Source organism: Paramicrobacterium chengjingii, from assembly GCF_011751765.2.
GTDB classification, from domain to species: domain Bacteria; phylum Actinomycetota; class Actinomycetes; order Actinomycetales; family Microbacteriaceae; genus Paramicrobacterium; species Paramicrobacterium chengjingii.
On sequence record NZ_CP061169.1, the window covers coordinates 1,986,543 to 1,999,548 of the forward strand.

The following is a 13,006-nucleotide window of genomic DNA, read 5'->3' on the forward strand; positions in this document are numbered from 1 at the left end:
GATTATTCCCGATCCGTCAGCTGCCACGCGTCTTCCGACTCATCGGAATTGACGGTTTCGTAGCCGTCGTACAGTTGCTCAACCGGGTCGGATGCCGGAGCCCCGGGCTGCGACACATCAGGGCCCGACTGAGAGCCTCCGCCATCACTCGGGGGTTCCTCGCCCTTGAGCCGTGCCAGAACCGACGGCAGCTGCTCCTTGCTCACAAGTACGTCACGGGCTTTGGAACCCTCAGAAGGACCGACGATGTCGCGGGATTCCATGAGGTCCATAATGCGACCGGCTTTGGCGAAGCCGACGCGAAGCTTGCGCTGAAGCATCGACGTCGATCCGAACTGCGTATTCACGACAAGTTCGACGGCAGCGACCAGAACGTCAAGATCATCGCCGATATCAGCGTCGATCTCCTTCTTCTCAACAACCTGCTGAACGTCTCTGCGGTACTCGGGACGCGCCTGAGCTGTGACGTGGGCGACAACCTTTTCGATCTCGCTCTCATTGACCCAGGCGCCTTGCACGCGAATCGGCTTCGACGATCCCATCGGCTGGAACAAAGCGTCGCCCTGCCCGATGAGCTTGTCGGCGCCCGACTGGTCGAGGATGACGCGAGAGTCCGTGACGCTGGTCACCGCAAAAGCAAGCCGCGAGGGAACGTTCGCCTTGATGAGGCCAGTGACGACGTCGACGGAGGGTCGCTGGGTGGCAAGCACCAGGTGAATTCCGGATGCTCGTGCGAGTTGCGTGATGCGCACGATCGACGACTCCACATCTCGGGGAGCCACGAGCATCAGGTCGGCAAGCTCATCGACGACGACGAGCAAGTAGGGATATGGCTTCAGCACCCGCTCGCTTCCGGCGGGGAGTTCGATCTCACCGCCCACGATTGCCTTGTTGAAGTCGTCGATATGGCGGTAGCCGAAGCTCGCGAGATCGTCGTACCGCATGTCCATCTCTTTCACTACCCATTCAAGGGCTTCCGCCGCCTTCTTCGGGTTCGTGATGATGGGGGTGATCAGGTGTGGCACGCCGGCGTACGGGGCGAGCTCGACCCGCTTCGGGTCGACGAGCACCATGCGCACTTCACTGGGCTTTGCGCGCATAAGAAGGCTCGTGATCATGGAGTTCACGAAGCTCGACTTTCCGGATCCGGTGGAACCAGCGACGAGCAGGTGGGGCATTTTCGCGAGGTTCGCAAGCACGAAGCCTCCGCCGACGTCTTTACCGACGCCGATGGTCATGGGGTGGGTGGCGTTCGTGGCAGCTGACGAGCGAAGCACATCGCCCAGCGCGACGATCTCTTTATCTGCGTTGGGAATCTCGAGCCCGATCGCGCTCTTGCCTGGGATCGGCGAGAGAATGCGAATCTCATTTGACGCCACGGCATAAGCGAGGTTCTTCGAAAGCGCTGTCACGCGCTCCACCTTGACGCCGGAGCCCAATTCGATCTCGTACTGCGTCACTGTCGGCCCTCGCGAGAAACCGGTCACCTTCGCGTTCACTTTGAACTGCTCGAACACTCCGGCGATCGCGGCGACGACCTGATCGTTGACAGCCGACCGGGATTTCGCGGGAGCGCCGGCCGCGAGTGTCGCCGTGGAGGGAAGTCGATAGGGGTGTTCGGCATCCGTCGGCTTAACCGGTGCGGCTTCATCTCCGCGCAGCGCGAGAGTCTGCATATTGGGCAGATCTTCTGTGCTGTTGTCCCCGCCGTCCCCGTGGATGCCGCGAGATTCTGCTCCGGGCGTGAAACCAGACACCGCTGACTCTGCAGCGTTGAGGTCGTCCATGACGTTCGTCGGAGCAAAGCCGGGGCGCTCTGGTTCCTGCACGACAGGCGAGTCATAAGCGTTCTCGGCCGGCCCCGGCGTCAGAAGCTCCGTCATATCGTCAGCTGCGACGTCGCTGCCCGTGACAGTCTCGCGCCCGCTCTTATTGCGCCGCCACCACGGTACGGACTCGTCGCCCGCGGCATCCGAGTCTTCTGCCTCTGAGGTCTTCTTCTCGGTATCCTCCGGGTCGGTCCCGAACATCCACGCCGTGAACTGTCGAATCCGCTGCGGAATCTTGTTGGGCGGCGTCTTGGTGACAATGAACAGTCCAAGAACGCCGATCAATCCGAGCACGATTGTCGCGCCGATCGATGTGATCAGGAAGACAAGCGGCGCCCCGACCATCCACCCGAGAAGTCCGCCAGCATCGGAGAGCGCAGGGAGCCCGCCGGCGCCCGGAGACGGGTGATCGCTCACCGCGTGGCACACGCCCGTGATCGACAGCACGAGAAGCCCGACGCCGATGCCGACTCGGCCGTTGTCGTTGACGGGATTGGGATTGCGGAAGAGCCAGACGGCCAGCAGCAGCATCACAACGGGCAGGGCAAAGGCCAGCCGTCCGAACAACCCACCGAATGTCCATTCGTCCAGCGTTTGAGCGAGCGGATCGTTCACTCCGAACCATTCGACGACCATGCCCGCGATGGCGAGGAGAAGTATGAAGAACGGGATGCCGTCTCGACGCTGATCCTTCTCGATCTTCTCCGGGCCGAGGGCGCGTGCAGCGCCACCGGCCACGTGTGCGAGCCCGAGCCAGGCCTTTACGAGAACATTTACGCTCGCAGACTCCGGTGCCGGTTCGATCTTCTTCGTCTTCGCCGTCGTCGTGCGGGCGCGCGAAGCACCGCTGTCGCTCGTCTTCTTGCGACTGCGGCCGGACGACTTAGTGCCTGAAGCCATGCCTCCACGGTACCGGTGAGGTGTTGTTCTTCCCGGTATTGACGCGGAAGTTCGGCAGACTCGACCTATGCTTCGATAACAAGTGGAACGATCATCGGGCGGCGGCGATACGAATTGTTCACCCAGCGGCCCACCGTTCGGCGAACCACTTGCTGCAGTGCGTGCTGGTCGCGAACTCCGTTGCCGACCGCTTCGGTGAGCGCTGCTTCAATCTTGGGCCGCACCTTGTCAAACACGGCGTCATCTTCAGCAAAGCCGCGGGCATGAATCTCGGGGCCCGATACGACACGACCGGTCTGAGACTCCACGACGACGATGATCGAGATGAAGCCCTCTTCCCCAAGGATCCTACGATCCTTCAGGTCGGAATCGGTGATCTCACCGACGGTGGCCCCATCGACGTAGACGAAGCCGATATCGACCTGGCCGACGACATCCACCTTTCCGTCTCGAAGATCGAGAACAGTGCCATTCTCAGCGACAAACGTGTTCGCCTCGGGGATGCCTGTATCGTGCGCCAACTTCGCGTTCGCGATCAGGTGCCGATACTCGCCGTGGACGGGAAGCACGTTCTTTGGCTTGAGGATGTTGTAGCAGTAGAGAAGCTCGCCCGCGGCCGCGTGCCCCGAGACATGCACTTTCGCGTTTCCCTTGTGCACGACATTCGCACCGAGCTTCGTCAGACCGTCGATGACGCGGTAGATGGCGCTCTCGTTTCCTGGGATCTGGCTCGACGCGAGAATGACGGTGTCGCCTTCGCCCGGCTCGATCGCATGGTCGAGATTGGCCATGCGGCTCAGTACGGCCATCGGCTCGCCCTGAGAGCCCGTCGACATGTAGACAATCTGATCGTCGGGAATGTCTTTCGCTTTTTTGTAGTCGATCAGAACGCCGTCGGGAACGCGAAGGTACCCGAGTTCCGCTGCAATTGTCATGTTGCGCAACATTGAACGACCAAGCAGTGCCACGCGACGGCCGTTTGCGTGAGCGGCATCCAATACCTGCTGCACACGGTGCACGTGGCTGGAGAAGCTCGCGACGATCACACGCCGAGGCGCCTTGGCGATCACCTGCTCAAGCACCGGTCCGATTGATCGCTCGAGCGGGGTGAATCCAGGCACGTCGGCGTTCGTCGAGTCGACGAGGAAGAGGTCGACGCCCGCATCACCGAGCCGTGCAAAGCTGCCCAGGTCGGTGATGCGTCCGTCGAGCGGCAGCTGATCCATCTTGAAATCGCCCGTGGCCAGCACCGTTCCGGCCTCCGTGGTGATGGCGACGGCTAGTGCATCCGGAATCGAGTGGTTGACGGCGATGAATTCGAGGTCGAAGGGCCCCAGTTTTTCGTGCTGTCCCTCTGTGACAGTGAGGCTGTAGGGCTTGATGCGATGCTCTTTGAGCTTCGCCTCGGTGAGGGCGAGCGTCAGCCCAGAGCCGATGATCGGAATGTCGGAGCGAAGTCGCAGCAGGTACGGAACGGCGCCGATGTGGTCTTCGTGCCCGTGAGTGAGAACGAGTCCCACGACATCGTCGATTCGGTCCTTGATCGGAGACATGTCGGGCAGAATGAGATCCACTCCTGGCTGGTACTCCTCGGGAAAGAGCACGCCGCAGTCCACGATGAGGATCTTGCCGTCGATCTCGAAGGTGGTCATGTTGCGACCGACCTCGCCGAGCCCTCCGACCGGCATCACTCTGAGGGTGCCTTGCGGCAGCACGGGGGGATCGATTACGGCATTGGGCATAAGCCCTCCTTGATTTTGTTGTCGTCTGGGTTGTGCGCGTCAGCGCGTGGTGCCGTGCACCTTGGGCAATGCTCCGCCTGCCGCCGCATTGCGGTCGGGGCGGAAGTTTGTGAAGTCGGCTCCGTCGATGTCGCCGACGAACGCGAGATCGTCTTCAATGCGGGCTGCCTCAGATTCTTCGGGGCCCACGAGGGGAAGTCGGACGCGAGGGCTCTGGATTCGACCGAGTCCATGCAGAATGTACTTCGCCGACACCGTTCCCGGCACATGTGTCATGACCGCGCGCACCAGCGGTTCGACGCCCTTGTGCGCGGCCGTTGCGGTAGCGAGATCGCCGGCGTTCACGGCATCCACCATCTGCCTGTACGGGCGTGCGGTGATATTGGCTGTGACACCGATGAGGCCCGTTGCCCCGATGGACAGGTGAGGAAGCGCGTTGGCGTCGTCGCCAGAGAAGTACATGAGGTCGCTCTGATTGAGCACGCGACTGACCTCGGAGAAATTTCCCTTTGCGTCTTTGATGGCACGAATGTTCGGATGCGTCGCCGCGCGCAAGATAGTTTCGTACGTGATCGGCACACCCGTGCGACCGGGGATGTCGTACAGAATCACGGGAAGGTCTGTGGCGTCGGCAATCAGCCGGAAGTGGGTGAGAATGCCCGCCTGCGTCGGCTTGTTGTAATACGGAGTGACGATCATGACACCGTCTGCCCCGACGCGTTCGCTCTCTTTGTAGAGTTCGATCGCGTGCGCTGTCTCGTTCGATCCCCCGCCTGTTATGATCTTTGCTCGTCCCGCCGCTACCGACTTTCCGACCTCGACAAGCCGAATCTTCTCGGGATCGGTAAGGGTCGACGTCTCTCCCGTCGTGCCGGTGACGACGATGCCGTCCGCCCCCTGGCTGATGACATCGTCAATCTGCTTCTCGACACCGGGCCAGTCGACTTCGCCGTCGGCGGTGAACGGAGTCACCAGCGCAACGAGGACCTGTCCGAAGGGATTCTCTGCGTTCGTCACACTCCTAGAGTAACGGCTCCCCCTGGTTTCGGTCACCGGCCCCGTGCGGCGAAGCGCTGCGAGAGCGAAGACGGAACAATGCGGCTCGCCGAGACCAGCGCACGGTAGCGCAGAGACGGTATCGACACCGCTCTGCCTCGCCCGGCATCTCTGAGCGCCGTCGCCACAACTGCGCCGGCATCCAGCCACATCCACGACGGGATGTCGTCAAGGCTCGCTCCCAGACGTTGGTGAAACTCGGTGTGGACGAACCCCGGGCACACGGCCGTCACCTGAACGCCGCGCGGCCTGTACTGATTGTTCGCCCACCGCGACAGCGAGACGACCCACGATTTCACGGCACCGTATGTTCCTCGAGGGGTGAATGCGGAGACGCTCGCCACATTGATGATGGAGCCCGTGCCTCGATTGAGCATGGCGGGAAGCGCAGCGTGCATCAGCCGCATCGGCGTGCGAACGTGGATGTCAAGATGCTTCTCTTCCTCGTCGATCGTGGCACGGTCGAACGGCTGCTTCAGGCCGAAACCCGCGTTATTCACAAGCACTCTGAGGGGCCGCCCTGCAATGCGAGCCTCAACGGCGGACACGCCCTCGTGCGTCACCAGGTCTGCGGGGATGATCTCGACGGGCAGCGCGTAGCGAGAGATGAGATCTGCCTGAACCTCGCGAAGCCGAGCATCGTCTCGGGCGACGAGAGCGAGGCCGAACCCACGCTGAGCGAGCTGCTCGGCAAATTGCAGCCCGAGCCCCGACGTCGCACCGGTCACCATCGCTGTTTCGTCGCCTCGCGCCATTCGAGCCTCCTTGCGAAGTCATGTTAGCGAACCCGTCGCTATGCGACCTGCGAATGGATAGGCTCGAGTTACAGAGATTCGCCACGAGGGTGCGATGCGCCCAGAGAACGGAGGAAGCATGGCTGTCACAAGCGAAGCCACCACAGTGTGGAACGGCACCCTTTTCGAGGGGAACGGCACGGTGTCGCTCGATTCGTCACAGAGCGCCTCACTCGCTGTCGATTGGAAGGCACGCTCCGAGGGTTCAGAGAGCACGACCACCCCGGAGGAGCTGCTTGGCGCAGCACACGCAGCATGCTTCTCCATGGCTTTTTCGAACACGCTCGTCGATGCCGGTTTCCCGCCCGAGAGCGTTCAGGCGACGGCCGCCGTGACGTTTGATCCCTCGGGGCCGAAGATCACCGGAAGTCATCTTCTCGTGAACGCGAAGGTACCGAACATCAGCGACGACGAGTTTCAGCGTCTCGCCGAGGCTGCAAAGGGCGGCTGCCCGGTCTCTCAGGCTCTTGCCGGAGTCGAGATCACTCTCGAGGCAAGTCTCGCCTGACTCATTGTTGTTCGCGGGCCGATCGGTTTCTACCGGTCGGCTCGTTTTGCGTGTGCGTCGTGAAGACGAATAGCACGACGAACAGCAGCACGAGCTCGTCGTGAATCGCCGGCGCCCCGATAGACGATCGCGAGTCGAAACCACGCCTTCCAGTTCTCGGGCTCGGCTTCTGCGCGGGCCTTGTAGGCGGGGAAAACTGCATCGGCGGCCGAGCGCTCCACGCGGCCGCTCGGAAGAACGGGAAGATCGGCCGGCATCTCACCCGCTGCCTCGAGGTCGCCCGCGAGCCGACCTGACTTGATGCCGAACTGAAGTTCCATGGCCAGACCCCACACCCCGATGATCGGCAAGATGATGAGGGCGACCCCGATGACCACGGCGATCGGTTCTCCGGTGAGAACAAACTGCACAGCCCGCTGACCGACGAGAACAAGATACAGAACAAGCACGACGGCCATGATGATCGCGCCTGTGCGAGCCTTCATGAGCGGCTGATCCCGAGGTCGAGAACATTCTCAAGGCCGACGACGATCCCGCGCACCGTTTGGACAGCATCCAGAGACAGCCGGATGCCGCGTTCGTACGCGCTGGGGTCGATGGTGTCGTGCACGATGCTCAACGTCTCCCCTTCTCCACCCAAAAACGTCTCTTGTCGTGCGACAACTCCACGACGCCGCAGACTGTGAATGGGAATACCCGCAACCTCCTGCCCCCGTGCGCGCTGCTCTGTGTGAGGCGCTTCGACAGGGCCAATACCGTCGCGCGCGGCAGCCATGAGTTCCGCGGTACGCACAGCCGTTCCGCTCGGGGAATCCGCTTTCGAGGCTCTATGACTTTCGACGATCTCAATCGATGAGAAGAAGCGAGCAGCAATTGTCGCAAGCGTCGTTCCAAGAACGGAGCCGAGAGAGAAGTTGGGAATGATCAGCACTCCGGCATCCTCGGGAAGCTTGCCGCCTAGCTCGGAGATTCGTTGCGACGACCAGCCCGACGTGCCGATCAGAACCTGCGTGCCGTTCTTCGCAGCGTGTTCGACAATTGACCCGCTCACGTCAGGATGCGTCACATCAACGACAAGATCCGCCCCGTCCATCTCGCTCAGGCTGCTCGATCGCCCGAGACGCGCAACAACCTCGAATCCTTTCATGTCGGCAAGAATAGAGTCGATCTGCTGCCCCATCTTGCCTCGTGCCCCAGCCAATGCAACGCGTGTCGTCATTGCCCCAATCTACCAACCAGCGGCCGTACAATCTGACCGTGACAACCGTGCTTCGCTCCCCCGTATCCGCAGCCGACGCGATCATGCTTCTCGACGAGTATTTCGACGATCGTCGACGTGGGCATCCTGGAGGCGGGTACGTGATCTCCCGGCCGGTGCCCGAGAACTTCGAACCGCCGGCGGGAGATTTCGTCGTGCTGTACGACGGCTCTGATCCGATCGGCTGCGGTGGTGTGCGCTCGCTTTCGCCTGAACGGTTCGAAATCAAACATCTCTATGTTCGCGCGAGCACTCGAGGGCGCGGCCTGGGACGGGTGCTCGTCGGCGAACTCGAGCAGATCGCCGCGTCACTCGGCGCCCACGATGTCGTTCTCGACACCAACGCATCGCTTGATGCTGCAAACGGGCTCTACCGTGCGTGCGGCTATGCGGAGATTGCCGCTTACAACGACAACCCGAACGCGACGACGTGGTTCATGAAGCGCCTGAAGACAGCATCCTCACACGGGTAGCTGCTCCGGAAGCCCTGTTCTCAGTTCAACGGGGAGATGAGCAAGGTCGTTGTGGGTCAGCAGGGTCCAGGGCCTGCCCGGCTTGCGCTGGATGATGGTCAGACCGCAATGCGCCTGGTCAAGGGTCATCCACCGCCATTCTGGAGCCCCCAACACTTCACGAACGAACCAGGCGATCACAAAGTTGTGTGTAATCAGCAGGTCGTGACTCTCGCCCTTCTTCGGGCCGAGAAATTCAGCAACGGCGTCAGCCATCTGCGCCCTGCCTGCCTCAATCTCCTCATCGGTCACCGCACCGAAGAACGGGTGGTATGCCGCAGGTGTTTCTTCGGCCTCACCTGTGGGAATGCAATCGAATAAGAGAGACGACGGCTCAAGTTCGAGGGCAGGGAGCCGCTCGCCGATGATCGATGCAGTCTCCGCGGCGCGCTGCAGCGGAGAGTGACGTGCACTGGTGAACGGCACTCCGCCGAGACGCTGCGAGAGCATCTCTGCCTGCCGCCGCCCACGAGGCGACAACGGCCCATCCGGTAATCCATGCTCGGCGTCTTGCTGTTCCCCGTGTCTGACGAGGTACACATACTGCGACACGTGCGAATCACTCCTTGTTTGTGACGACGTTGGCGAAGAGATCGTCATCGACGGCTCCGACAGCGACGATAGATTGCGGTTGCGCCACGAGCCGTGCTGCCATGGTGGCGATGTCGGCTGCGGTGACGCTCGCAAGCCGACGAAGATTCTCGTCGAGATCGAGGTACTCGCCGAGCGTGATCTCTGCCCGTCCGAGCAGAGACATGCGCACGTCGGAGTCTTCGAGGCTGAGCGCGGCTCGGCCAGAAAGCTGCCCGTACGCGCGCGCGAGCTCCTCATCTGAGACAGGCACGTCGGCAAGCTTCTGCAGTTCCGCCTGCATCAGCTGGGCGACTTCTGCCGCATTGCGCGGCGAACATGCTGCGTACATGCCCTGCATGCCGGCGTCCGAATGCGCGCCGGCGAAAGAGTACACGGAGTAGGCGAGGCCACGTCGTTCGCGAATTTCTGTGAACAACCTGCTTGACATTCCGCCGCCAAGAATAGCGTTCAGCATGCTGACGATCACTCGGTCGGGATCGCTGGCGACGAGCCCGGGCATTCCCAGCATGAGATGAACTTGCTCAATGGGCCGGGCGATTGTCTGCAGCCGACGTGTGCCAGAGAACGTGCCGGCGCCGAGCGAGCGACGTGCGACCGGTGTCGCTTCGGGGTCGAGCCGCCACTGCGCACCCTCAAGGGACTGATTCACCAGGTCTATGAGATCGTCGTGGTCGACTGCGCCGGCAACCGAGATCACAAGCTCATCCGGCCGATAGTGGTGACGATAGTGATCCCACACGCCACTGCGAGTCGTCTGCTCGATCGTCTCGGGAGTTCCCCCGACAGGGCGCCCGAGCGGGTGGGTACCGAAAACCGATTCGAAGAGCGCGTTTCCCGCGACGTCACCGGGATCGTCTGCAGCATGGCTCAGCTCTTCAAGGATCACGCCGCGTTCGGTTTCGAACTCGCTGTCGTCGATCACCGAATTCGTAAACATGTCAGCGAGAACACCAATGGCCATCGGCACATCTTGGTCACGCACTTTCGCGTAATAGCACGTGAACTCTTTCGCCGTCATGGCGTTGCTATCCCCGCCGACGGCGTCGAACGCTACGGCAATATCCAGCGCGCTCCGGCTCGGGGTTCCTTTAAAGAGCAGATGCTCCAGAAAGTGGGTTGATCCCTGACCCGACACCGCGCTTTCGGCGAGGTATTCGTCGCGAGAGCCGACGGCGACCCAGAACCCGATCGTGGCGCTGCGAGCACCGGGAACGGACTCGCTGAGAATTCGGATGCCGCCCGGGAGGATGCTGCGACGGATTCGGGTTCCACCGGCCGCCTCGAAATCCAGCTCAGGCAGGTCAAGGGGGAAGGGCACGGCAGCGTTCATCGTCTCCAGCCTAGTCGGCTCGACCGGTACCCCGTGACGTCAACCGCGAGATGCCCTGTCGAGTTCGAGGAGCTGTGACCGACTGAGCGCAATGCGCGGTGCAGCAACAAGAGCATCCACCTGATCGGGCTGCGAGGCGCTCACGACGGGAGCACACACCGCCTTGCGTGTGAGGAGCCAGGCCAATGCGATTGTTGCAGGGCCCACGCCATGCGCCGCAGCTACGGAGTCGAGTGCGCGCAGAATTCTCACACCTCGTCTGGTGAAATGAGCTGACGCTCGCGCCGCTCTCGTCGTTCCAGCGAAGTCTGCCCGTGAACGGTATTTACCGGTGAGAAAGCCACTGGCAAGCGCAAAGTAGGGCATAACGGCCAGGCCTTGTCCACCGGCGACGAGTGCCCTATCACCCTCGAAGTCAGTGCGGTTTGCGAGACTGTACTCGGTCTCGAATGCAACGATTCTCGGGTAGCCTGCTGCCGCAAGGATGCGTGCCTCAATGAGTCTGTCGACCGGAAGCGCTGATGCGCCGACTGCACGGACTTTCCCTGCGTCAACAAGGTCTCGCACGGCGCCGAGGGTCTCTTCAAGAGGGGTGTTTGGGTCATCCTCGTGGAGGTAGAGCAGGTCGATCCACTCGGTTCCGAGGCGTTCGAGACTCGCATCGACGGCCGCGATAACGGTGGAGCGCGAGAGACCACGATAGTCGGCGTGACGACCGATCTTGGTTGCGACAACCATCTCGTCTCGATTGCCGCGGTGACGTATCCACCGCCCGATCTGCACCTCGCTGAGCCCCGAAGCGTAGCTGTCTGCCGTGTCGATGAAGTTTCCGCCGGCCGCGGCGTATCTGTCGAGTATCGCATCGGTGTCGTCGGCGCTTGCCGTCCAGCCGAAGACACTGCCCCCGATTGCCAGGGGGAATACCGCAAGATCTGTGTCAGCGAGAAGTCTGCGCACGGGCATCGCAACGGTGGGTGCCCCCACGTCAGCATCGTTCACAGACTGGGGACGATCGTCGTCTGCGCGAAGCTCGGCAACGCGCTGTGCACCCTCACCGCCCATGTGCTGTGCGTTCATGAGCCCCTCCCGCTGCGCATTCAGCATCCCCCGATGCTGTTCCTTGACTCTAGATCATGACCGCGATGTTCCCGCGCTCGGCGTGCCGTCGCCGTCACGTCGTGACTCATTCGAAACACTTTCGCTGTGCGCACGTCGAAGAACGTGCTCTGCGTGTCGAAGCACCGGCGTGTCGATCATCTGCCCGCGAAACCGGAACGCCCCTGTTCGCCCCTTGGCCTCAGCCAGCAGGGCACGCGACCACGAAAGCTGAGCGGGGGTTGGCCGGTATCCGTCTCGAATTACCGATACCTGACTGGGGTGAATGCATGCTGTCGCTGCGAAACCGCAGGCGACGGCGTCTTCCACCTCGGTCTCCAGGCCAGCTCGATCGTCGATGTCAAGATGCACTGCATCGATCGCTGCCTTTCCCGCCGAGCCGGCCGCAAGCAGCACCCTCGAGCGGGCATGCGCCGCAACGTCGCGATAGCGGCCGTCTGGGCGCCGACTCCCGCTGCCGCCGAGCGATGCGATGAGGTCTTCCGCGCCCCACATCAGAGCGACGACTGTCGACATCTGGGCAAGCTTTTCAGCGATCATGATTCCGCTCGCCGTCTCGCACAGCGCAATCACCTTGTAACCGTTCAGCCGTTCGACGTGGTCTGTGCGCTCGGTCTTCGACAACATCACCGTTCGGTACTGTGTCAAGCGCAACGCTTCGACGTCGTGCAGGAAGTCGGCAGTATCCGCCGGATTCACGCGGACAATCGTTGTTGCTGGATCGAGTGGGTGCGCGCGAAGCGCTTCGCGCGCGGCAGCACGCGATTCGGGGTCGACACCGTCTTCGAGGTCAAGAATGACAGCATCCGCACGGTCTCTCGCCTTGCCAAATCTTTCGGGGCGATCTGCCGGGCAGAAGAGAAGCGATGGTCCCATTCGGAATGTCATGGCTGTGCTCCTTTGCACCAGACGAGAGTGCTGCGAACGGCTGTGGCGACAACGTCGTCGTGTTGGTTGCGACCAGTGTGCTCAAGCGTCACGATTCCCTGCCCAGGACGGGACTTCGATAGTCGCCTCGCTGTCACGATCGTCTCTGCGTAGAGTGTGTCGCCGTGATGCATAGGGAGAGGGAATGCAATGCTTTCGAACCCGAGGTTCGCGACAATCGTTCCCTGCGTCAACTGCGCGACCGAAAGCCCGACGAGAGTCGAGAGCGTGAGCATCGAATTGACGAGACGCTCACCAAACGGCTGCTCTGCGCTCCAGGCCGCATCAAGGTGCAACGACTGCGTGTTCATGCTGAGCGTCGTGAAGAGCACATTATCTGCCTCGGTGATTGTGCGACCTGGGCTATGGCGATAGCAGGTCCGCTCATCGAACTCCTCAAAGTAGAGTCCGCGCTGCTCTTCGATCCGACGCTCCATTGT

At 61.8% G+C, this 13,006-nt stretch carries 13 protein-coding genes; 2 read left to right on the plus strand and 11 right to left on the minus strand.

The features are described from left to right. Positions 1 to 2: 2 nt before the first annotated feature. The 4 genes from HCR76_RS09710 to HCR76_RS09725 all read right to left on the minus strand — a co-directional run bounded on the left by HCR76_RS09710 (position 3) and on the right by HCR76_RS09725 (position 6,282). On the minus strand, positions 3 to 2,729 hold the full coding sequence (locus HCR76_RS09710; RefSeq protein WP_166992859.1) for an FtsK/SpoIIIE family DNA translocase: 2,727 nt from the start codon (positions 2,727 to 2,729) through the stop codon (positions 3 to 5). Between the two features lie 65 nt (positions 2,730 to 2,794). Then, a complete protein-coding gene (locus tag HCR76_RS09715) occupies positions 2,795 to 4,471 on the minus strand; it encodes a ribonuclease J (RefSeq protein WP_166992856.1) in 1,677 nt (558 codons plus the stop codon). A 39-nt stretch (positions 4,472 to 4,510) separates the two neighbouring features. After that, complete coding sequence (dapA, locus tag HCR76_RS09720; RefSeq protein ID WP_166992852.1) at positions 4,511 to 5,488, minus strand: 4-hydroxy-tetrahydrodipicolinate synthase; 978 nt, start codon at positions 5,486 to 5,488, stop codon at positions 4,511 to 4,513. A 32-nt stretch (positions 5,489 to 5,520) separates the two neighbouring features. Beyond that, the gene (locus HCR76_RS09725; protein WP_166992849.1) at positions 5,521 to 6,282 is read right to left on the minus strand and encodes an SDR family NAD(P)-dependent oxidoreductase; all 762 of its coding nucleotides are present in this window, start codon (positions 6,280 to 6,282) and stop codon (positions 5,521 to 5,523) included. Positions 6,283 to 6,400: 118 nt separating this feature from the next. Here HCR76_RS09725 and HCR76_RS09730 point away from each other — a divergent pair, with 118 nt between their 5' ends. After that, on the plus strand, positions 6,401 to 6,829 hold the full coding sequence (locus HCR76_RS09730) for an OsmC family peroxiredoxin (protein WP_166992846.1): 429 nt from the start codon (positions 6,401 to 6,403) through the stop codon (positions 6,827 to 6,829). 29 nt (positions 6,830 to 6,858) lie between these two features. Here HCR76_RS09730 and HCR76_RS09735 read toward each other — a convergent pair whose 3' ends face one another. Further along, a complete protein-coding gene (locus HCR76_RS09735) occupies positions 6,859 to 7,314 on the minus strand; it encodes a hypothetical protein (protein WP_166992841.1) in 456 nt (151 codons plus the stop codon). Continuing rightward, entirely contained in the window at positions 7,311 to 8,048 is a 738-nt protein-coding gene (dapB, locus tag HCR76_RS09740; RefSeq protein WP_166992838.1) for a 4-hydroxy-tetrahydrodipicolinate reductase, read from the minus strand. The genes HCR76_RS09735 and dapB overlap by 4 nt, the downstream gene beginning before the upstream one ends. Before the next feature lie 38 nt (positions 8,049 to 8,086). Here dapB and HCR76_RS09745 point away from each other — a divergent pair, with 38 nt between their 5' ends. Then, on the plus strand, positions 8,087 to 8,560 hold the full coding sequence (locus HCR76_RS09745; protein WP_198248032.1) for a GNAT family N-acetyltransferase: 474 nt from the start codon (positions 8,087 to 8,089) through the stop codon (positions 8,558 to 8,560). Here HCR76_RS09745 and HCR76_RS09750 read toward each other — a convergent pair. The 5 genes from HCR76_RS09750 to HCR76_RS09770 are packed head-to-tail and all read right to left on the minus strand — an operon-like array spanning position 8,549 to position 13,003. After that, the gene (locus tag HCR76_RS09750; protein WP_166992832.1) at positions 8,549 to 9,151 is read right to left on the minus strand and encodes a histidine phosphatase family protein; all 603 of its coding nucleotides are present in this window, start codon (positions 9,149 to 9,151) and stop codon (positions 8,549 to 8,551) included. The genes HCR76_RS09745 and HCR76_RS09750 overlap by 12 nt on opposite strands. 7 nt (positions 9,152 to 9,158) lie before the next feature. Further along, positions 9,159 to 10,523 carry a M16 family metallopeptidase gene (locus HCR76_RS09755; RefSeq protein WP_166992829.1) on the minus strand — a complete coding sequence of 455 codons (1,365 nt, stop codon included), beginning with the start codon at positions 10,521 to 10,523 and terminating at the stop codon, positions 9,159 to 9,161. Positions 10,524 to 10,562: 39 nt separating this feature from the next. Next, on the minus strand, positions 10,563 to 11,600 hold the full coding sequence (locus HCR76_RS09760; protein ID WP_235934330.1) for an aldo/keto reductase: 1,038 nt from the start codon (positions 11,598 to 11,600) through the stop codon (positions 10,563 to 10,565). 54 nt (positions 11,601 to 11,654) lie between these two features. Beyond that, the gene (locus tag HCR76_RS09765; RefSeq protein ID WP_166992826.1) at positions 11,655 to 12,527 is read right to left on the minus strand and encodes an HpcH/HpaI aldolase/citrate lyase family protein; all 873 of its coding nucleotides are present in this window, start codon (positions 12,525 to 12,527) and stop codon (positions 11,655 to 11,657) included. Beyond that, on the minus strand, positions 12,524 to 13,003 hold the full coding sequence (locus HCR76_RS09770; protein ID WP_166992823.1) for a MaoC family dehydratase: 480 nt from the start codon (positions 13,001 to 13,003) through the stop codon (positions 12,524 to 12,526). The genes HCR76_RS09765 and HCR76_RS09770 overlap by 4 nt, the downstream gene beginning before the upstream one ends. Positions 13,004 to 13,006 lie beyond the last annotated feature (3 nt).

Bases quoted from the DNA above. Each gene is read 5' to 3' on its own strand.
- HCR76_RS09760 (WP_235934330.1), bottom strand. From the start codon at position 11,600: ATGAACGCACAGCACATGGGCGGTGAGGGTGCACAGCGCGTTGCCGAG.
- HCR76_RS09725 (WP_166992849.1), bottom strand. From the start codon at position 6,282: ATGGCGCGAGGCGACGAAACAGCGATGGTGACCGGTGCGACGTCGGGG.
- dapB (WP_166992838.1), bottom strand. From the start codon at position 8,048: ATGACGACACGCGTTGCATTGGCTGGGGCACGAGGCAAGATGGGGCAG.
- HCR76_RS09730 (WP_166992846.1), top strand. From the start codon at position 6,401: ATGGCTGTCACAAGCGAAGCCACCACAGTGTGGAACGGCACCCTTTTC.
- HCR76_RS09765 (WP_166992826.1), bottom strand. From the start codon at position 12,527: ATGACATTCCGAATGGGACCATCGCTTCTCTTCTGCCCGGCAGATCGC.
- HCR76_RS09770 (WP_166992823.1), bottom strand. From the start codon at position 13,003: ATGGAGCGTCGGATCGAAGAGCAGCGCGGACTCTACTTTGAGGAGTTC.
- HCR76_RS09710 (WP_166992859.1), bottom strand. From the start codon at position 2,729: ATGGCTTCAGGCACTAAGTCGTCCGGCCGCAGTCGCAAGAAGACGAGC.
- HCR76_RS09755 (WP_166992829.1), bottom strand. From the start codon at position 10,523: ATGAACGCTGCCGTGCCCTTCCCCCTTGACCTGCCTGAGCTGGATTTC.
- HCR76_RS09735 (WP_166992841.1), bottom strand. From the start codon at position 7,314: ATGAAGGCTCGCACAGGCGCGATCATCATGGCCGTCGTGCTTGTTCTG.
- HCR76_RS09715 (WP_166992856.1), bottom strand. From the start codon at position 4,471: ATGCCCAATGCCGTAATCGATCCCCCCGTGCTGCCGCAAGGCACCCTC.